This is a genomic window from Streptomyces sp. NPDC055103 (assembly GCF_053607625.1).
The window spans coordinates 1-19,458 of record NZ_JBSGTX010000107.1; the positions used below are offsets into that span (position 1 = coordinate 1).

General features: G+C 71.2%; 20 protein-coding genes and 1 tRNA gene. 8 read left to right on the forward strand and 13 right to left on the reverse strand.

Translation table 11 applies throughout. The annotated features are described in order from the left end of the window. Positions 1–210: 210 nt before the first annotated feature. Complete coding sequence (locus tag ACWFR1_RS37770) at positions 211–2,787, reverse strand: ABC transporter permease (protein WP_453559983.1); 2,577 nt, start codon at positions 2,785–2,787, stop codon at positions 211–213. Next, positions 2,784–3,572, reverse strand: coding sequence for an ABC transporter ATP-binding protein (locus ACWFR1_RS37775; RefSeq protein WP_453559985.1), 789 nt, complete (start codon positions 3,570–3,572; stop codon positions 2,784–2,786). Before ACWFR1_RS37775 ends, ACWFR1_RS37770 begins: the two co-directional genes overlap by 4 nt. A 220-nt stretch (positions 3,573–3,792) precedes the next feature. On the opposite strand from ACWFR1_RS37775, the gene ACWFR1_RS37780 reads away from it, so the two are divergent. The 3 genes from ACWFR1_RS37780 to ACWFR1_RS37790 all read left to right on the forward strand — a co-directional run bounded on the left by ACWFR1_RS37780 (position 3,793) and on the right by ACWFR1_RS37790 (position 6,367). Continuing rightward, a complete protein-coding gene (locus tag ACWFR1_RS37780; RefSeq protein ID WP_453559987.1) occupies positions 3,793–5,349 on the forward strand; it encodes an MFS transporter in 1,557 nt (518 codons plus the stop codon). A gap of 223 nt (positions 5,350–5,572) precedes the next feature. Beyond that, positions 5,573–5,791, forward strand: coding sequence for a hypothetical protein (locus ACWFR1_RS37785; protein WP_453559990.1), 219 nt, complete (start codon positions 5,573–5,575; stop codon positions 5,789–5,791). A 24-nt stretch (positions 5,792–5,815) separates the two neighbouring features. Beyond that, positions 5,816–6,367 (forward strand): DinB family protein, encoded by a 552-nt coding sequence (locus tag ACWFR1_RS37790; RefSeq protein ID WP_453559993.1) that lies wholly within the window; start codon positions 5,816–5,818, stop codon positions 6,365–6,367. Positions 6,368–6,440: 73 nt separating this feature from the next. Here the strand turns inward: ACWFR1_RS37790 and ACWFR1_RS37795 are convergent, their stop codons facing one another. From ACWFR1_RS37795 to ACWFR1_RS37805, 3 genes are all read right to left on the reverse strand, one after another. Then, on the reverse strand, positions 6,441–7,031 hold the full coding sequence (locus ACWFR1_RS37795; protein ID WP_453559996.1) for a GNAT family N-acetyltransferase: 591 nt from the start codon (positions 7,029–7,031) through the stop codon (positions 6,441–6,443). A gap of 123 nt (positions 7,032–7,154) precedes the next feature. Further along, on the reverse strand, positions 7,155–7,343 hold the full coding sequence (locus ACWFR1_RS37800; RefSeq protein ID WP_453559999.1) for a DUF397 domain-containing protein: 189 nt from the start codon (positions 7,341–7,343) through the stop codon (positions 7,155–7,157). Then, positions 7,340–8,200 carry a helix-turn-helix domain-containing protein gene (locus ACWFR1_RS37805; protein WP_453560001.1) on the reverse strand — a complete coding sequence of 287 codons (861 nt, stop codon included), beginning with the start codon at positions 8,198–8,200 and terminating at the stop codon, positions 7,340–7,342. Before ACWFR1_RS37805 ends, ACWFR1_RS37800 begins: the two co-directional genes overlap by 4 nt. 103 nt (positions 8,201–8,303) lie before the next feature. Between ACWFR1_RS37805 and ACWFR1_RS37810 the strand changes: the two genes are divergently transcribed. Continuing rightward, on the forward strand, positions 8,304–8,798 hold the full coding sequence (locus ACWFR1_RS37810; protein ID WP_453560003.1) for an ATP-binding protein: 495 nt from the start codon (positions 8,304–8,306) through the stop codon (positions 8,796–8,798). A 23-nt stretch (positions 8,799–8,821) separates the two neighbouring features. Here the strand turns inward: ACWFR1_RS37810 and ACWFR1_RS37815 are convergent, their stop codons facing one another. The 7 genes from ACWFR1_RS37815 to ACWFR1_RS37845 all read right to left on the reverse strand — a co-directional run bounded on the left by ACWFR1_RS37815 (position 8,822) and on the right by ACWFR1_RS37845 (position 15,635). After that, positions 8,822–9,691, reverse strand: coding sequence for a hypothetical protein (locus ACWFR1_RS37815; protein ID WP_453560005.1), 870 nt, complete (start codon positions 9,689–9,691; stop codon positions 8,822–8,824). A gap of 1 nt (position 9,692) precedes the next feature. Next, positions 9,693–10,052, reverse strand: coding sequence for a hypothetical protein (locus ACWFR1_RS37820; RefSeq protein ID WP_453560007.1), 360 nt, complete (start codon positions 10,050–10,052; stop codon positions 9,693–9,695). A gap of 122 nt (positions 10,053–10,174) precedes the next feature. Continuing rightward, positions 10,175–10,537, reverse strand: coding sequence for a hypothetical protein (locus tag ACWFR1_RS37825; protein WP_453560009.1), 363 nt, complete (start codon positions 10,535–10,537; stop codon positions 10,175–10,177). Between the two features lie 36 nt (positions 10,538–10,573). Beyond that, positions 10,574–10,972, reverse strand: coding sequence for a VOC family protein (locus tag ACWFR1_RS37830; protein WP_453560011.1), 399 nt, complete (start codon positions 10,970–10,972; stop codon positions 10,574–10,576). Between the two features lie 11 nt (positions 10,973–10,983). Beyond that, a complete protein-coding gene (locus ACWFR1_RS37835; protein ID WP_453560013.1) occupies positions 10,984–11,937 on the reverse strand; it encodes a cellulose-binding protein in 954 nt (317 codons plus the stop codon). A gap of 148 nt (positions 11,938–12,085) precedes the next feature. After that, positions 12,086–14,629: an SUKH-4 family immunity protein gene (locus ACWFR1_RS37840; RefSeq protein ID WP_453560016.1), complete on the reverse strand. Its 2,544-nt coding sequence runs from the start codon at positions 14,627–14,629 to the stop codon at positions 12,086–12,088. 7 nt (positions 14,630–14,636) lie between these two features. Further along, entirely contained in the window at positions 14,637–15,635 is a 999-nt protein-coding gene (locus tag ACWFR1_RS37845; protein ID WP_453560019.1) for an SMI1/KNR4 family protein, read from the reverse strand. 263 nt (positions 15,636–15,898) lie between these two features. On the opposite strand from ACWFR1_RS37845, the gene ACWFR1_RS37850 reads away from it, so the two are divergent. Beyond that, positions 15,899–16,411: a YwqJ-related putative deaminase gene (locus ACWFR1_RS37850; protein ID WP_453560022.1), complete on the forward strand. Its 513-nt coding sequence runs from the start codon at positions 15,899–15,901 to the stop codon at positions 16,409–16,411. Positions 16,412–16,421: 10 nt separating this feature from the next. Further along, positions 16,422–16,913 (forward strand): SUKH-3 domain-containing protein, encoded by a 492-nt coding sequence (locus tag ACWFR1_RS37855; protein WP_453560025.1) that lies wholly within the window; start codon positions 16,422–16,424, stop codon positions 16,911–16,913. 71 nt (positions 16,914–16,984) lie between these two features. On the opposite strand, the gene ACWFR1_RS37860 is transcribed toward ACWFR1_RS37855, so the two are convergent. After that, entirely contained in the window at positions 16,985–18,313 is a 1,329-nt protein-coding gene (locus ACWFR1_RS37860; RefSeq protein WP_453560028.1) for a sensor histidine kinase, read from the reverse strand. A 129-nt stretch (positions 18,314–18,442) separates the two neighbouring features. Here ACWFR1_RS37860 and ACWFR1_RS37865 point away from each other — a divergent pair, with 129 nt between their 5' ends. Both ACWFR1_RS37865 and ACWFR1_RS37870 read left to right on the forward strand, forming a co-directional pair. Beyond that, positions 18,443–19,315, forward strand: a complete 873-nt coding sequence (locus tag ACWFR1_RS37865; RefSeq protein ID WP_453560031.1) for a hypothetical protein — start codon at positions 18,443–18,445, stop codon at positions 19,313–19,315. A gap of 11 nt (positions 19,316–19,326) precedes the next feature. Next, positions 19,327–19,397, forward strand: a tRNA-Gln gene (locus tag ACWFR1_RS37870). Positions 19,398–19,458 lie beyond the last annotated feature (61 nt).

The window sequence follows — 19,458 nt, forward strand, 5'->3', positions numbered from 1 at the left end:
GGCGGGGGGCGTTTCCCCCTGCTACGGGGGCTCACCCCCACCCCCCCCCCCCCCCCGGGCCCCCCCGGGGGGGGCCCCCCGCCCCCCCCCCGCTGCGGCGCCCCCCCCGGGGCCGGCCTGCCGCTCGGGGACACGGACCGCTGGTACCGCTACCCGCTCGCGCTCACGACTACCGCTGCTCGCTCGCGATCGCGCTCACGACTACCGCTACTACTCGCTCGCGATCGCGTTCAGGACGTTCATGCGGCCCGCGCGGAAGGCCGGGACCAGGGCCGCGAAGAGGCCGACGAAGGCCGAGCCGACGAAGACGGTGAGGATCGTCGGCCAGGGGATCTCCAGGACGCCCAGGCCCTCCAGGGCGAGGAGCTTCTGGGCGGCCGTGCCCCAGCCCATGCCCAGGCCGAGGCCGAGGAGGGCGCCGAAGAGGGCGATGACCACGGACTCCAGGCGGATCATGCGGCGCAGCTGGCGGCGGGAGAGGCCGATGGCGCGCATGAGGCCGATCTCGCGGGTCCGCTCGACGACCGAGAGGGCCAGGGTGTTCACGACGCCGAGGATCGCGACGACGATCGCGAGGGCGAGGAGCCCGTACACGATGTTGAGGAGCTGGCCGACCTGGCTCTTCAGGTCCTCCTTGTAGTCGGCCTGGTTGCTGGCCTTGTACTGGGGGTAGGGCGCGAGCGCGTCCTTGACGTCCTGGTAGGCCTGGGTCTCCTGGCCGTCCTTGGCACTGGCGAGGATCAGCAGGCTCTTCGGCATCCGGTCGGCGGGGACGTACCGGGCGAGGGTGGTGACGTTGGTGTACATCGCGCCGTTGTCGACCTGGCCGGTGTCCGCGGTGATGGCCGCGACCTTCAGCTTCGCCGTCTCACCGCCCTTGAAGGCGACGGTCATCACGTCGCCGACCTTCACGCCGTGCTCGGTGGCGTAGTCGCTGCCGACGGACATGGCGTCCGTGCCGTAGGCGTCGTCGAGCGTGCCGGAGGTGACCTCGCGCCGGAGGTCCTTCGTGTACGTCGGGTCGGTGGCGGCCAGGTCGGCCTTGGACGACCGGCCGCGCGGGTCGGTGATCGTGGCGTCGGCCCACTTGTACTCGGTGACGTGGTCGAGGCTCGGGACCTTCTCCAGGGCGGCCTGCGCCTGCGGGACGATCGGCTGGCCGGTGCCGGACTGGACGATGAAGTCGGCGCCGACGGAGCGGTCCAGCTCGTCGGTGGCCGAGGCGACCATCGAGGAGCCGACCACCGAGAGGCCGGCGACCAGGGCGAGGCCGATCATCAGGGCGGCCGCGGTGGCGCCGGTGCGGCGCGGGTTGCGCAGGGCGTTGCGCTCGGCCAGCCGGCCGACGGGGCCGAAGACCCGGAGGACGACGACGCCGAGGGCGCGGACCACGCCGCCCGCGAGGAGCGGGCCGATGACGATGAAGCCGAGGAGGGAGAGGACGACGCCGAGGCCGAGCCAGAGCGAGCCGGGACCGGCCTCGTCGGCGCGGGTCGCGGCCCACAGGGCGGCGGCTCCGGCGGCGGTGAGGGCGAGGCCGAGGCCGCCCCTGACGCGTCCGGCCTTCCCGTCGGCGGGGGTGCCGGCGTCGCGGAGGGCGGCCATCGGGGAGACCTTGCCCGCGCGGCGGGCCGGGATGTAGGCGGCGAGGACGGTGACGACGATGCCGAGGGCGAGGCCGACGGCGGGGGTCGTCCACGCGACGGTGAGGTCGCGGGTGGAGAGTTCCATGCCCATGGAGGACATGAGCTTCATGAGGCCGACGGCGAGCCCGACGCCCGCCGCGACGCCGGCGACCGAGCCGACGACGCCGAGGAGCAGCGCCTCGACGAGGACGGAGCGGTTGACCTGCTTGCGGCTGGAGCCGATGGCCCGCATGAGGCCGATCTCGCGGGTGCGCTGGGCGACCAGCATGGAGAAGGTGTTGACGATGAGGAAGATGCCGACGAGGAAGGCGATCCCGGCGAAGCCGAGCATCGCGTACTTCATGACGTCGAGGAATCCGGCGACGTCCTCGCGGCCCGCGTCGGCGGCCTCGGCGGCCGTCTGGAGCTTGTAGCCGTCGCCGCCGAGGGCCGCGGCGATGTTCGCCTTCAGCGCGTCGTCGCTGACCCCGGGCTTCGCGTCGGCCTGGACCTGCGTGAAGAGGCCTTCCTTGCCGAGGAGTTCGCGCTGCGCGGTGGCGGTGTCGAAGTAGACGAGGGTGGCGCCGGGGTTGGTGACCTTGAAGTCGACGATGCCGGAGATCTTCGCGGTGAAGTCTCCGTCGACGGCGATCGTCCGCAGCTCGTCGCCGAGCTTCAGGCCGTGCTTCTCGGCGGTGGCGCCGTCGACGACGACGTCGGTGGGGCCGCGAGGTTCGTGGCCGGAGACGAGCTCCACCGAACGGAGCTCGTTGGGGCTCCAGTTGAGGGCGATGGTCGGGGCGCCGCTGGTGGGCCCGACGTTCTTGTTCTCGGCGCTGACGACGGTGACGCTGGTGGAGGCGAGCGCGCCCACCGCGGCCTGGACGCCCTCCGCCTTCGCGACCTGCTCGACGAGCGAGGCGGGGAGAGACTCGGGGCGGCCGGTCTGCGGGTTCTCGTCGTTCGCCGCCGCGCCCTTCGGGCTGACGGTGACGTCGGAGGCGGTCGACGCGAAGAGCTTGTCGAACGTCGTGTTCATGGTGTCGGTGAAGACGAGCGTCCCACTGACGAAGGCGACGGAGAGGAGGACGGCGACGGCGGAGAGCGCCATGCGTCCCTTGTGCGCGAGGAAGTTGCGCAGGGAGGTCTTGAGGACGGTCATGACGTCCGCCCGCGCGCGTCGAAGTCCTTCATCCGGTCGAGGACGGCGTCGGCGGTGGGCCGCTCCATCTCGTCGACGATCCGCCCGTCGGCGAGGTAGAGGACCCGGTCGGCGTAGGAGGCGGCGACCGGGTCGTGCGTGACCATGACGATCGTCTGGCCCAGCTCGTCGACCGACTGCCGCAGGAAGCCGAGGACCTCGGCGCCGGCCCGGGAGTCGAGGTTTCCGGTCGGCTCGTCACCGAAGATGATCTCGGGCCGGGCGGCGAGCGCGCGGGCCACGGCGACGCGCTGCTGCTGACCGCCGGAGAGCTGGTTCGGCCGGTGCTTGAGGCGGTCGGAGAGGCCGACGGTGTCGACGACCCGCCGCAGCCACTCGGCGTCCGGCTTCCGCCCGGCGATGTCCATCGGGAGCGTGATGTTCTCGATGGCGTTCAGGGTCGGCAGCAGGTTGAACGCCTGGAAGATGAAGCCGATCCGGTCGCGGCGCAGCTGCGTGAGTCTCTTGTCCTTGAGCCCGGTGATCTCGGTGTCGTCGAGGTAGATCTCGCCGCTGGTGACGGTGTCGAGCCCGGCGAGGCAGTGCATCAGGGTCGACTTGCCGGAACCGGAGGGTCCCATGATCGCGGTGAAGGCGCCGCGGGCGATGTCCACGTCGACGGAGTCCAGCGCGACGACCCGGGTCTCCCCGGTGCCGTACGCCTTGACGACCTGTCGCGCCCGCGCGGCGACGGCCGTACGCCCTCCGGTGTCCCCGTGCCGGGGGATGGTCACAGCCGAAGTCACGATCTTCTCCTAAGGAGGTGGGTCGGAAGGGTGGGGTGGGTGGCCGAGCGGATGGGCCCGTAAGACCAAGTTAAGAATCGAAACCCGGCCTTCTCGTCCTCCGCCGGGACGACCGACCCCTGGCCCGCATGGGGGAGATCCCCCTAGGGGTTCCTACGACCGGGGTACCGGTGAGACCCTGTCGACGAACATTTAGGTGTACGAAGAAAGGAACTGCGCGGTGACCGAGCCGTCCACGACCCCGGCCGAAGCAGGCGGGCCCGGGACACCGCCCGCCGCCGCGCCGTCCGACGCCCGAACGGCCGCACGCCGAGGGCCTGTCGTCGCCGCGCTCATGCTCGGTATGGGGCTTGCCGCCCTCGACGGCACGATCGTCTCCACCGCCGTCCCCCAGATCGTCGGCGACCTCGGCGGACTCGCCGTCTTCTCCTGGCTGTTCTCCGGCTATCTGCTCGCCGTCACCGTCACCCTTCCCGTGTACGGGAAGCTCAGCGACACCTTCGGCCGCAAGCCCGTCCTCATCGCCGGAGTCGTCCTCTTCCTCATCGGCTCCCTGCTCTGCGCCGCCGCCTGGAACATGGCCTCCCTCATCGCCTTCCGCATCGTCCAGGGCCTCGGCGGCGGCGCGCTCCAGGGCACGGTCCAGACGATCGCCGCCGACCTGTACCCGCTGAAGGAACGCCCGAAGATCCAGGCGCGGCTCTCCTCCGTCTGGGCCGCGTCCTCGGTCGCCGGCCCGGCGGTCGGCGGCCTGCTCGCCGGGTACGCGGACTGGCGCTGGATCTTCCTGATCAACGTCCCGGTCGGCCTCGTCGCGCTGTGGCTGATCGTCCGCCACCTGGTGGAACCCCGGCGCACCACGCCCCGGGACCGCCCCCGGATCGACTGGGCGGGCGCGCTCGCCGTCTTCGCCACCGGCGCCCTGCTCATCACCGCGCTGGTCCAGGGCGGCGTCGCCTGGCCCTGGCTCTCCGCGCCGTCCCTCGGCCTGCTCGGCGGGGCCGCCGCGCTCGGCGCCCTCACGGTCGTCATCGAGCGGCGCGCGGCCGAGCCGATCATCCCCGGCTGGGTCTGGCGCCGCCGCACGATAGCCGCGGTCAACCTCTCCCTGGGGGCCCTGGGGCTCCTGATGGTCGCCCCGACCGTCTTCCTTCCCACCTACGCCCAGTCGGTCCTCGGCCTGGGCCCGATAGCCGCCGGATTCATCCTCTCCTCCTGGACCCTGAGCTGGCCCGTCACGGCCGCGCTCTCCAACCGCGTCTACAACCGCATCGGCTTCCGCGCCACGGCCGTCCTCGGCATCTCGGGCGCCCTGCTCCTGCTCCTGGCCTTCCCGTTCCTGCCGTTCCCCGGCGAACCGTGGCAGCCGGCGCTCCTCATGCTCCTGCTCGGCGGCACGCTGGGCCTCTTCCAACTCCCCCTGATCGTCGGCGTCCAGTCGACCGTCCCGTACGAGGAACGCGGCACCACGACCGCCTCGGTCCTCTTCTGCCGCCAGATCGGCCAGACCGTCGGCGCGGCCCTCTTCGGCGCGATCGCGAACAGCGTCCTGGCGGCGCGCCTCGGCGGCGGCACCGACCTGGACACCCTGGCCCGAGCCCTGGACGACCCCGCGTCCCTCACCGCCCAGACAATGGACCACCTGCGCCGAGCGGTCGACGCGGCCGTCGACTACGTCTACCTGGGCGCGGCAGCCGCGGCGGCCCTGGCCCTCCTGGCCCTGCTGACGCTGGCACCGCGCCGCTTCCCGGTCCTGAAGGAGGAGGACCCGGGGTGATTGGCGTGTTGCGATACAGCCGTTGGGCGGCGCTGATGCTCCTGCCGGTCGTCACGTCGTCGCAGTGGATCCTTCGAGGGGCGCTGACGGAGACCTGGCACACTGAGCCCGTGTGCGCCGCCCACGGCGGCGCCAGGGGGGAGAGAACTCGGTGTCCCGTTGGATTGTGCTGGCCGTGCCCGTCGACGGCATCGCAGAGGGGAGGAGTCGAGATGCCCGGACGGTGGCCGAGCTCGATGGCAGCGCGGAGCAGGCGGAGGCTGCCCTCCTGCAGGCAGCGAACACTTTCGCGTACGACCTTTGGAAGGTCCGCCGACGCGAAGTCTTCAAGTGCTCAAGCCGCTCGTACTACGTCCGCGTCGAGGGACGCATGAACGCGTACGGTTTCATCCTTCAGCTGGGCGAGCAGGTGCAGGACTCTGGTGTGCAGGCTGAGGGTTAGTACCGTTCGCTAGGGTCTACGGCCATGACTGAGACCGCAGCTGAGGCATGGCCGGAACCTCCTCTCGCCGGGACGGAGGCGGAAGCCGTCCTCGGCGCCCTGGAACGCCAGCGGGCCACGCTCGCCTGGAAGTGCTCCGGCCTGGACGCTTTCGGCCTGCGAGCCACGGTCGGCAAGTCGGCGATCACTCTGGGCGGCCTGCTCAAGCACCTGGCGCACGTGGAGGACAGCCACTTCGCCCGGCTGTGGCTCAACACTCCCGTCGGCGCCCCCTGGGACACCGTCGACTGGGACAGCACTCCCGACTGGGACTACCTCTCCGCCGCCGAGGACACCCCCGAGCAACTGCTCGCCCTCTGGCGTGAATCGGTCGCCCGCTCCCGCGCCATCGTCGCCGAAGCACTCGAAGCGGGCGGCCTCGGCCAACTCGGCGCCTTCACCACCCGCAGCGGCGAACACCCCAACCTCCGCCGCATCCTCCTGGACCTCGTCGAGGAGTACGCCCGCCACGCGGGCCACGCCGACCTCATCCGCGAATCCGTCGACGGCCTCACCGGCGAGGACCCGCCGCAGTGAACTGAGGCACGGGCCTCGGCCGGAGAGCCCATCCTGCCGTCCGGCTCGGACCGGCAGGGAGTAGGCCGCGCAATCAGATGTCGCCCTGGACCAGGGCGTGCAGATGCTCGTCGTGCCATCCGTCGGCATGCAGCAGCGCACTGCGCATGGTCCCTTCGAAGGAGTAACCCGCCTTCTCCGCCACGCGGCAGGAGGCCGGGTTGGCGACCGAGTGGGTCAGCCGCAGGCGGTGCAGGCCGAGCTCGTCGAAGGCCCACCGGCTGACAGACTCCGTCGCCTCGACGGCGACGCCGCCACCCCGCGCCTCGGGCAGCAGCCAGTACACGATCTCGGCGCTGCCGTCCGCGAGATCGATGTCGCCCAAGCCGACCAGACCCACCGCCGTACCGCCCGGCCGGGCGACGGCCCAGATCGCGCTGAGCTCGTCCTGCCACCGCCGGAGCATGCGCTCGATCATCTGACGCGCCGTCTCCGGGGAGTCCACCAGCAGACGGTTCCAGTGGCGTATCGCCTGATCCCGACTGGCGACGAGCAGGGCGTCGGCATCGTCGAGCCGCCAGGGCCGCAGCTCCCACCCGCTGGGCAGTCCGAGTACGGGCTGCTCCATCGCGGCCAGACGGCCGGCGGGAACGACGGGCGGCGGTACGGGTGCGGAAGAGATCATCGCGGCATCGTGCCACACCGCCGCAGCGTCGCAGCGTCGCAGCGTCGCAGCGTCGCAGCAGGAAAGAGCCCTGCCGTCCGGCTCGGACAGGCAGGGCTCCCACGCGTACAAGGGCCGGCTGTACTACTCCGCCGAGGCGAGGCCGACGAACCCGGCCCACGCCTCGGGCGACACCCGGAGGGCCGGTCGGGCCACGTCCTTGGAGTCGCGGATGTGGACGGCGTCGGTGCCGGTCGCGACCTCGACGCACTGACCGCCGTCACCACCGCTGTAGCTGCTCTTGAACCAGGCGAGGGATTCGGTGTTGTTCATAGCTCTCCCAGCAACTTCTCGATGAACTGCAGCGACTCTCGCGGCGTGAAAGCCTGTGACCGGATGATCCCATAGCGCGCTGCGGCGAGAACGGCCTGTTTGGAGTCGGTCTCCAGAGTGCTGGTGCCCTGGGCCTCAACGTAGACGAACCTCTTGCCGTCATCACGGGTGATGAAGGTGAACGGCCCCTCCAGGCCCGCGTTGTCCTCACTGGCCAGCGGCATGACCTGGATCTCGACGTTCCTCCGCTGTCCGACGAGAAGAAGCTCTTCGAGCTGACCGCGCAGCACGTCTGGACCGCCGACCTTCCGCCGCAGCACCGACTCGCACATGACGAAGCTGAGTAGCGGCGTAGGCCTTCGCTCGAAGATCGCTTGGCGGGCCAACCGGGCGGACACGCGTTGCTCGATGGTCTCCGCGTCGACCGGCGGGCAGTGATTGCCCACCAACGCTCGCATGTACTCCTCGGTCTGGAGCAGGCCGTTGACCACCAACGTGTCATACAACAGCAGCTCTATCGCCTGCTTCTCCAGCTGCGCCATCCCCTGGAAGAACGCCGGGTACTGCGCCTTCTCCAGCTGGTCCTTCCACACCGTCAGGAGTCCGCCCGCGTCGAGCACCTCGTCGGACCGGTCGATCGCGCGCGGCGGTGGGATCCTCCGGCCCTGTTCGAACGAGGCGATGGTGGAGGCCGAGTAGCCCAACCGCTTGCCCAACTCCTCCCGTTCCATCCCCGCCCGTGTCCGCAGAGTCTTCAGGCTCTGCCCGAACGCGGCCACCACACCCCGCGCGGACTTGTCCGCCGCCTGAGCGCCCTCCGCCTCATCGGCCTCGGGCTCCGCCTGCTCTTCCGCCATCGCACCCCGCCTCTCGTACGCGCACCGACACACCACGTACAAGGCGATCGCGTCGGTGCGTCACCACTGGTCACGCTACGCCACCAAGAGGAGCTTGGGAGGCATGAAAAGCAACAACCTCAGCCCCACCGACACCACCCAACTCTCCGGCGTCTCGCCTTACTTGGGCAGCCGGGTGTTCGCCCTGCGGTTCACGTCCACTGCCCGGGGTGCCCGGCTCGCGCGGCGGCTCGTCGCCGTGCGGCTGGACGAGTGGGGTGTCCCGTACGGGAGCGGGGCGCACGACGCCGTCGTCCTGGTCGCCGCCGAGCTCGCGGCGAACGCGGTGCGGCACGGGCACGTGCCCGGACGGGACTTCCACCTGCTCCTGCGGGTCACGGACACGCCCCGGCCGCTCGCGCGGATCGAGGTGACCGACACCCGCGCCGAGCGCGTACCGCCCCGGTCCGGGCAGCTCCCCGGCCCCGGGTCCTGGGAGGAACTCACGGACAGGGGCCGGGGGTTGCTGCTCGTCGACGCGCTCGCCGACCTCTGGGGCTGGCACCCGAGGCCCGGGGCGCCGGGGAAGACGGTGTGGGCGCAGTGCGCCCTCACCTGACGGGGCCCCAGTACTGTTCTTCTCTAATCGAGAAGCCGTAACGCCTTGGTCCAGTTCCGCAGGCACCATGGAGGTTTCCATTGCCCGCGATAGCTTGTGATGCGCTGCGCCCTGCGCGAGTGATCGCGCTCAAGGGCGCGGGCTTTCGCGAAGCTCTTTTCAATCTCCGCGTAGCGTTCCGGCACTAGCCGGGCAAAGGCTTCCAGCACCCTCTTGTCGTCTGAAGTGTTCGACCAATCTTGAGCAACTGCGTCCCACAGTGCTGCGGCCATCAGAACGCGCGGGGCGAGCTTCGCATGTACGGCCCCTTTGGGCATGGACATCCATTCCACAACAGCCGCCATGCGCTGACTGCAGTAGAGAGAATTGTTCCAAGCCTCCATCCTCACCGCCCTTTCGGACCTGGAGGTGGATAGCGTTTGCATCTCACCGAGGCGAGTGAGCGCCTGCGTTGCCTGACTCCTAAATCCCGGATGACGATGGTATATGTCTTCGTAAGCCAGGACTGCCGATGCCTTTTCACCGACCACTTCGAGCTGCGCGGCGACGGCGTATTGCCAGCCTCCCAGAGCATTGAAGCCGGGTGGATCCGCATACATTTCCATTTCCATGGATTTTACTTCTTCCAGAACCCCATTCAGTGCAACGATGACGGTGTCGCGGTATCTTCTCCCGTAAGGGATGAGCTCTTCGGCAGCTTTGTAGCGCTCAGGGAACGACTCCTCGCTGTCCAGGGCAACTAGTCGCATACGCTCTGCGTAAGAATCGTCGCCAAGGTACACAGAGCCAATGATGCCGCCGGGGGCGACCACCCCCCTTACCTCGCCATGTATGTGCGTTTCGTACGCGCGCCCCTCTTCGTCGGGGTCGCCGTAGGGGCGGTAGCCGCTCACGCTATTGGCCGGATCCGAAGTGAAGGTCACCAAAACTGCCGCCGGGTGCAACCACCCCGTGGACCTCACCAGTCGTCGTGTTGTAGACAGTATTTCCGTGCCGTTCCGGAAGTGACTCCCTTAGCAGGCGGCGGAGTTCCGGGTCTTCGACCATCGCCTCTTCCAGGAAGGAGGCAAGGTCGCCGATGGCTGCCTGAGCAGCCGCCTCGTCGACCACCTCTCCGGCATCTTCGATGGCGCGCCCTGTGCGACTCCGAATGATCACTCGAACTCGTCTCGCCCCTTCGATCGCGGCGGTAGCAACTGGACCTGCCGCTCCACCGATTGCGGCTACAGCGGCTGCATATGCAAGCGGATCCATGAACTCCCCTTGAGGCGGACGATATGTACGTGATGGGTCATCAAGTATTTGGCCTGTCGCGACCGCTGTCCAGATCGCCGACGGCGCGAAGGGAGCGGTGATCGGAGGCAGCACGACGTTCCTCAGACCTCGCGCCGGCCCCGCGCCACCAGCAGCAGCGGCACCACAACGAGCTGTTCCCCAGCACCCCCGTCCGCAGCGCCGTCCGTACCCCGTGTACTGCCGAGCAGCGGGGCGGGGGTGAGTCGCTGGCGGAGCGCCACCGAGCTGATCCTGAAGGTCATGAAGGCGGTCCAGCCAAGGCCTTGGAGCACGCAGGCCACCGCGTACCGCCAGTCCGCGTGGAAGAACGGCAGCGCGAGCAGCCACAGCTCCCCGCTGACGACCACGGACGCGCACATCGCGCTGTCCTGGCCGAGGCGGGCGGCGACCTTGGTGGTGCGCAGGCTGCCGAGGAAGCCGCCGACCGCCTCCGCCGTGAACACGAGCCCGCACAGGACCCCATAGACCTGTTGGACCTGTTAGACCCCTTGGCCCTCCTGGCCCTTGCGCGGGATCGTGAGGCAGAACGGGTGCCACGCCGGGTCCAGGACGACTCGCCACAGGTCGGGGCGGGGCTGGTCGGCGGGGAGGGTCGCACCCAGGGCGACGAGCCGGGCCGCCGCCTCGTCCAGGTCGTCGACGCCGAAGTCCAGGTGGAGTTGCTGCGGGACGCCCTGACCCGGCCAGGACGGGGGGCGGTAGCCGTCGGCGCGCTGGAAGCCGAGGAAGAGGTCCGAGGACTCCGGGCCGCGGGCGAGGCCCGCGAACTCGGCGTCCGAGCGCTCGTGGAGCGGCAGGCCCGTCGCCCGGTGGTAGAAGTCGGCCAGGGCCAGGGGGTCGGCGCAGTCGAGCGTGACCGCTGCCAGCTTCATGTACATGGGGAGGGACCCTAGTCCGGCTGTTCGGCCGCCCGCGAGCCGGATTTCCCGTCCTCCGGAGCCTGCTCCGGCTCCGCATCCGGAACGTCCGAGGCAGCCGGCTCCGGCGGCGCCACCCGGCCCGTCAGCGCCGCAAGCGAGTTGCGGATGTGTTCCATGTGCCCGTGGATCTCGTCCCGTGCCTCGTCGTGCTCGCGCAGTACCCGCTCCGTCTCGCGCTCGGTCCGCTCCCCCTTCATCCGTGCCTCCGCGAGCAGCTCCTCCGCGCGGGCCTCCGCGTCCTCCTGGCCGTGCCGGGCCTGCTCCTCGGTCTCCGCCAGGAACCGCTGTGCCTCCGCGAGCCGCTCCTCCGCGGCGGCCACCAGCGCCTCGTGGCGGGCGTCCAGGTCGGCCGCCTCGCCCGCCGCCGTGCGCTCGGCCTCGTCCCGTACGGCCGTCTGCTCGGCCCGCTGCTCCGCGAGGAGCTCCGCCGCCCGGCGCTCGGCCTCCTCGAAGGCCTCCCGCGCCCCGGACCGCTGCTCCTCCGCCTCGCGGCCCGCGTCCGTCGCCAGCTCCTCGGCCCGCTCGCGCGCGGCCGTCATGGTCGCGCGGGCCGCCGACTCGGCCGCCGTCCGGACGCCCTCCGCGTACGCCCGGGCCGACTCCTCCGCCTCACGGGCCGCCGCCTCGGCCGCCTCCGCGAGGGCCTGCGCCTCGGCCTCCGCTGCCCGGACGAGCGTCTCGTCCTCCTGCTCGGCCATCTCCAGGATCTTGCGGGCCCGGTCGCTCAGCGTCTCGTACCGCTGCGGCGCGAGCGCCTCGACGGCCTCGCGGAGCCGGACGGCCTCCGCCTCCATGTCCTTCGCGAGGACGGTGAGCCGCGCCGCCCGCTCCCACGCCCCGTCGCGCTCCTCGGAGAGCGCCGCGAAGTGGCGGTCGACCTGCTCGGGGCGGTACCCGCGCCCCCGTCCGACAGCGAAATTCATCCCTGGCGCCCCTTCCCTCTGTCCCCAAACAGCCCGAACATCCAGGATGCGCCATCAGAACGGACAAAAGGCGCCCAACGTGGATACACGTCGAGCGCCTTTCGTCACATTCTGTCCAACTGTGCCTATAGAAGGACCCATAGGGCGACTACAGAAGGCCGTCCCACATCTGCTCGAGCAGCACCGACCACCAGTTCTCCGGCGACGACAGCGCCGCCGGGTCCAGCATCGCCAACTGCGCCTGGAAATCGACCGTCCAGCGGCCCGCCTGCTCCGGGTTCAGCCCGAAGCGCAGCCGCCACATCCGGCCGAGCAGCGCCATCGCGCGCGTGAACTCCGGCAGCCCCGTGTTCACGAACTGCGGCGGCACCGACTGCCCGCCCGGACCGGCCTCCACCGGCACCGCCACGATGTGCGCGGTCCCGTACTGGACGCAGATCGCCCGCCCGAAGTCCGAACCGAGCACCAGGTACGAGCTCGCGTCCGGCGCCGGCTGCACCTGCCGCTGCGCCGCCAGCTCCGCGAGCGTCGGCACCACCGGCACGGCCGGCTGCGCCCAGAAGAACGGACCGAAGTCCGCCGGCAGCCCCGCCCACAGCAGCGTCCGCGCCACCAGCTCCGGCACTCCCTGACGGGACACCGCCTGCTGGTCGAAACGCAGCACACCCGGGCCGAAGGCCCCGGCCAGCTCCTGCGCGATCGCCTCCGGCGGGACCGGCGGCGCGGGCTGCACCTGAGGCAGCGGCGCCCGTACCGGCGCCGGACGCGCCGGACCGTCCGCGACCTGGTGCAACTCACCCTGATGGGTGATCAGTTGACGCATGCCCTGCTGCCGGCCCGCGTGATCGCGACCGTACGGGGCGATGCTCGTGATCCGCGCCTGCGGCCACGTCTCCCGGATCATCCGCGCGCAGTAACCGCCCGGCAGCTCACAGGACTCCAGCTCCGTGTGCAGTTCCAGCACCTGCTGCGGCGGCACGTTCATCGCGCGCAGCTCGTGCAGGATCTGCCACTCCGGATGCGGAGTACCCGGCGCCGAACGCCGGATGATCTGCGCCTCGGAACCGTCGGGCGCCCGGTAACGCAGCACCGCCTGGTAGCCGGGACCGACCGTCGGCTGACCCGAGGGCTGCGGATACCCGTACGCGGGAGGTACGGGACCGGGGCCGGGCGGCGGCGCGTGCCCACCGTGCACCGGCGGCGGCGGAGCCGGCGGACCCGGCGGCGGCGCCATCGAGGGCCCACCTGGACCGGGGTGCGCCAGCATCGTCGCGGCATGCGCGACACCGCCCGCGGGCGTACCACCGGGCACACCCGGCGGCGGCGGGGGCGGCGGCGGAGGCGCGCCCTGACCGCCCTGACTCGGATGCGCCAGCATCGTCGCCGCCTGATGCACGGACTGCGGCGGGGTCGGCGCACTGGGAGGAGCGGGCGGACCGGGCGGCGCGGGCTGCGGCGGCTGGAGCCCCTCGGGCCCGAGCTGCGACACGAGCTGCGTCGGTACGTACGCGGGGGCGCCCCCGCTCGACGCGCCGGGAACCCCGGGCGCGCCCGGCGGCGGAGGAGGCGCGGCGGGACCGCGCCCGCTCTTCGGCGGCGGCGTGGCCTTGCTCGTCGCGGCGTTCGCGATGTCCCCGGCACCCGGCGCGCGGGGCGCGGCCGGAGGCGGCGGCACACCGGGCCCGCCCGACTGGACCGGCGGGACGGGAGGCGCGGTCTGGACGGGAGGCGCCGCCGGGGCCGACGGCGGCGGCGCGGCCGGGTCGAGCCGCGGGGCGATCGCGGTCGGGGGCAGGGCGCTGCCGCCCTGCATCAGGGCGGTCGGCGCGTCGGCACCCACCACCGGGGGCGGGGTGTCCTCGTCGTCAGCCCCGGACAGCGGCGGCGCGAACACGGTCGCGGGCAGCGGCACCGCCCCGTCCGCACCACCGGAACTCGCGTTCGCGTCCGCCCACGGACTCGCCACGGGGGCGGGAGCAGGCGTGGGCGCCGGTACGGGCGCGGGCGCGGGCGGAACCGGTGCAGCCACCGGCGCGGCCGCGACCGGAGCCGTCGGCTCATCGGCACCGCTACCGCTACCGGCATCCACACCGGCCGACGACTCCACCGAAGCCGAAGACGAAACCGAAGCCGAAGACGAAGGGGAAGCCGAAGGGGAAGCCGAAGGGGAAGCCGAAGCCGAGGCCGGAACCGACGCCGAAGGCCCAGCCGAGACCGAACCCCCCGCATCCGCCACAGACCCAGCCACCGCGTCCGAGGCGTCGTCCACCGGCGCGGACGAGCTCCCGCCCTCCTGCGAGGCGTTCGGGCCCTGCGGCAGCCCGATCCGGTCCGCCGCGTCCTGCAGCCACTCCGGCGGAGTCAGCAGGAACGACGTCTGGTTCAGATCGATCCGGGCCGCCTGCGGCGCCGCCGGAGCGGCCGCCACACCCTGCGACCCGTACTCCTCCTCGTACCGCCGGATCACCTCGCCGACCGGCAGCCCCGGCCACAGCGTGGCCTCGCCGCTGTCCCGCGCGATGACCAGCCGCTGCCGGCCGCCGTCCGAGACGGGACCGCCCTGGCGGTCCTCCGACCACACCACGAAGCCCAGCTCGAACTCCCGTACCCGCACCTCACGGTGCTGGTACGCTGGCAGGTCGCCGTTGATCCATTCCTCGGCGCGCTCCTGCGCCTGCGCGAACGTCACCACAGCCAGCTCACTCCCCTACCGCGACCACGGGCACGGCGCGTGCGAAGCCGCCGTCCACCATCAGGTTCGCCACCGTCTCCAGCTCCGGCGGATAGCCGGCGAGGCGCTGCAGGAACGCGTCGAAGTCCTCGCCGCAGGGCAGCAGCAGCCGCTCCACCCGCTCGGCAACCGACCAGCCGCCCGCCTCCGCCCCGGAGTCCCGCGCGTCGTCGTACGCGCAGAACCACACCGAGCCGATCGCGTCGCCCCGCACCTTCACCGCGACCAGACCGCCCTGGACGAAGGCGACGCCCAGATAGTCCTTGGTCAGATGGTCACGCAGACACTTGTTGACATAGACGAGGTCGTTGATCCCCGCCTGCTCCCGCACCGTGAAGAACGGCTGGTCGACCAGGAGCCCCAGCTCCGCGTCGAGCGCCGTACCCACCGGCGCGCACCCGCCCGCCGCCTTCAGGAACGAGCGGTACGCGCCCGGCAGCCGGTAGCCGAGGTCCTCCTCGACGCCCTGGAGCTGGAGCTCCGACACCGACACGAGCCCCTTCGGCAGCCCGAAGTGCACGGGACGGGTCTCCTGCAGGGGCCGCGTACCCCGCTTCCCGTGATCGACCGCCGCCGTCGCCACACCACCGTGGTGCCGCAGCAACGCCTTCACCTCGACCGGCACCAGCTCCATCCGGCGACTGCGCGCCACGTGATGCCAGGTCCAGCCGTGCGGAGTCGCCACCGAAGGGATCGTGTCCCACAGCTCATGACCGGTCGCCGCCATCGCCGCGTTCGCCGACACGTAGTCCGTGAGACGCAGCTCGTCGACGCCGAAGCCCTCCGGAGGGTCGGCGATCTCCGCCGCCGCACGGGCGTACGGCGAGAAGTCCGGGTGGCCGTGCTCGTCGATCCGCACCCCTCTGGGGTGCCGGCCGGCACGGACCGGGTCCGGAAAATGCACGACCTGCCCGGCATAGGCCGCGTTCGGTGGCGCGGTGTCCTGCCCGAGCCGACCTGTCGTCATGGCGGTTGCCCCCTGCACTGGCGTCGCTGACTGCTGCTAGCTGCTACTGCTGCTACCGACTGATCTGGGACAGCCTATGCGCTGCCACAAGAGCCCGAACGGCCCCCGCCCGACGGTGACCAAGTGTCACGACGCCATGACAGTTGCACCATGGTTCCGACACACCGGCCCCGCCGATCGCGCCCCCAGCTTCCCCATATGGCTCCCTATTTGGCAGGCTGTGCACGCAACTCGGGGGATTGCAGGAGGGGAAGACCAGCACCATGCAAGCAGCAACGACGCCCACACAGGGTGACCCACGCCTCAACTGGAGCAGCAGCGCCGAGGCCACGCGCGCGCCCATACTGCGTCACCGCCGCGACGGCATCCTTCCCACCGTCGGGGCCGCTCTCTCCGTACGCGGCGAGACCCTCACGTGCACCGCGGGCCGCGGCGACCGCCCGCCCCTCCTGCACGCGCTCGTCCAGGACTTCCTGGACACCCTCACCAGCAGCCAGCGGGAACGCTTCACCGGGCGATGTCCTGAGGCGATCCTGCTCTCCCGGCACCTCACCGCCACCGAGAACGGCCGCTCCAAACGCGCCCAGCGCAAGCCGCTCACCCCCGGCGAGGCCCGCCGGTCCCTCAAACACGCCAAGCTCACCGCCCGGCGCATCCGGGAGGACGGCGACCCGCTGCACGGCAGCTACGTGGCACCCTGTCGCTCCTGTACGGCGATGCTCGCCCACTTCGGTGTCCGCACCGTCGACCCCACGACACCTGTCGAGAACGGCTGACCGCACACCCATGCCCGACCACCTCAGCACCACGCGCTTCCCGGTCAACGTCGACGCCGCCCTCCGCGAGGCCGGCTGGCAGCCCGGCCGCTGGGACATCAAGCTCGCCGAAGAATGGGCCGACGCCCTGCGCGCCCACGTCTCCCCCGCCGGCCACCGGCACAGCGTCTTCCCCGCGGCCGTCGAGGCCTGGGCGGAGTTCGGCGGCCTGCGGATCACCTCGCCCGGCCACGGGCGGACGATAGCGCCCACGACCGTCCGCTTCGACCCGCTCGCCGGACTCCACCTCGCACGCACCCTCGCCGACCTCGGGCGCGCCCTGGACAGCGAGCTCGCCCCGCTCGGCGAGGAGGGCGAACACCAGGCCGTCCTGGCGATGGACGTCGAGGGACGGGTCTACAGCCTCGACCACGCCGGCGACTGGTACCTCGGCAGGGACATCGACTCGGCGCTGTCGACGCTGGTCAACGGCGTACAGCCGACGCGCCTGACGGTGGGGTAGTCCCCCGCCTGACGGTGGGGCAGTCCCCTTACTCCGCCGTCGGCAGCACGGGCCGACAGGTACCAGCCCCGCTACTCCGCCGCCGTCGGCAGCACCGCCGACACCCGGAACCCGCCCACGTCCGTCGCCCCCGCCACGAACACACCGCCGAGCCGCGAGACCCGCTCCCGCATCCCGACGAGCCCGTTGCCACCACTGGGCAGCTGGGCGTCCGCGACGCCCGTGTCGGACGGACAGGGCCCGTTCTCCACCTGCATCGCGACCTCGGCCTCCCGGTGCGCGAGCCGCACCACGACCTCGGCGCCCACCGCGTGCTTGTGGACGTTGGTCAGCGCCTCCTGCACCACGCGGTACGCCGTACGCTCCACCTCCGGCTGATACGCGCGCGCCTCCCCCAGCACCACCAGCTCCACGACCGCGCCCGCGAGCCGCGACTGCTCGCAGAGCGCCTCCAGGGCGTCCAGGGACGGCCCGTCGTCGTCGGCGGCGGCCTCGGCGGCGGCAGCGGCGGCCCTCCCGACGGCGGCCAACGGCACCGCCGCGGGAACGACCGGCGCGGACTCCTCCCGCAGCACCCCCAGCATCTCCCGCAGCTCCGTCAACGCCTGCCGGCCCATGTCACCGACCAGCGCGGCGTTCCGCACGGCCTTCTGCGGATCCTTCAGGGCCACCGCCTGGAGCGCGGCCGCGTGTACCACCATCAGCGACACCCGGTGCGCGACCACGTCGTGCATCTCCCGGGCGATCCGCTTCCGCTCCTCCTGCCGCGCCCACTGCGCCCGCTGCTCGGCCCGGTCCGCGAGGAGCGACAGCTCCTGCTCCAGACTGTCGGCCCGCTCGCGCAGACTCTCCATGAGCCGGCGGCGTGCCCCTATGTAGAGGCCGAAGAGCACCGGCGGCGCGTTGAGCCCGAGCGTCATGAAGAGCGACACGACGGGCACGTACCAACCGCTCGGGTCGATGTCCGGCTGCCCGACATCGGCCTGGGCGACGTCCTGCCGCATCCGTACGAAGGTCACCACGAACACCGCGACGGTCGACATCGAGGCGAGCACGGCGGTGATCCGGCGCGGCACCTCGGAGGCGGCGAGCGTGTAGAGCCCGACGATCCCCATGAGGAAGCCCATCTCGGCGGGCGCCACGGCCATCGACACGAGGACGACGCAGATCGGCCACCGCCGCCGCACGAGCAGCACGGACCCGACGATCAGCCCGAACAGCACCCCCACGGGCACAGGCAGCCCGGCCTTCTCGGCGAACCCGATCCCCTCAAGCCCGCACTCCAGCGCGGACACGACCGCGAGCCCCACATCGAGAACGACACTCCGCCGTCTCCCCCACCACCACCAACTCCCCGAACGAACGCCCACAGCGTCCCGATCTGCCCCCGTCGTGGTCATGCCCTCCACCCTAAAGGCGCGCCGCACATCACCGTACGTACCGCAGGCACTCCGGACATCAGTCCCCCGAACTGTTGAATCGCCAGCGCTTTCGACCCGGACGTCCGCATTCCGGACGACGGTGATCGCATGACCCCCGAAACAAGTCGATACGCCGACTTCGAAACGCTGCGGGAGGAGGCGGTGGCGCTACGCCGCGAGGGCCTCAGCCGACGCCAGATCCGAGACCGCCTCCACGTCCACAACAACGACATCCTCAACCGCCTCCTCGAAGGCGAACCCCCGCCGGAGTGGACGAAGCGCCCGAACGCCAAGGACGACCTCCGCGACCGAGCCCGCGAGCTGCGCCTGGAGGGCAGGACCTACGACCAGATCCAGCTGGAACTGGGCTGCTCGAAGAGCTCGATCTCGCTCTGGGTACGAGACCTCCCGAAGCCGGAGCGGAAGCGGACCCGGGAGGAGGCGTCGGAGATCGCCAAGCGGGGCTGGGAGCTCACCCTGAGCCGCCGCGAGGAGGAACGCCAAGCCTCGAAACGGGCGGCGGCCCAGGAGATCGGAGCGCTGTCCGAGCGTGAACTCTTCCTGATCGGCGTGGGCCTCTACTGGGCGGAAGGCACCAAGGACAAGGTCTACGCACGCCGCGAGCGCGTGACGTTCGTGAACAGCGATCCCGGGATGATCCGGGTCTTCGCCGCTTGGCTCGACCTCCTCGGCATCGAGCCAGAGCGACGGAGGTACTACGTGATGATCCACGAGAACGCCGACGTGGCCGCCGCCGAGCGGTACTGGGGCGACCAGGTCGGCGTCGACCCGGCCGCCTTCAACAAGACGACCCTCAAGCGCCACACCCCCCGGACCAACCGCAAGAACGTCAACGGCGAGTACCGCGGCTGCCTCGTGATCCAAATCGTCGGAAGCGCCGATCTCTACCGTCGCATCGAAGGGGCCTGGTGCGGCATAGTAGGGGCCGTCCCGACTCCCTCAACAAGAAGTCGGACATAGAGGGCGAACCATCCCGGATCGTCTAAGGGCAGGACAAATGGTTTTGGTCCATTGAATGAGGGTTCGAATCCTTCTCCGGGACGTTCAGCAGGATCGGGCGGGAGACCGACGAGCAGCAGAGGACCGGCGCGTACGCGCGACCC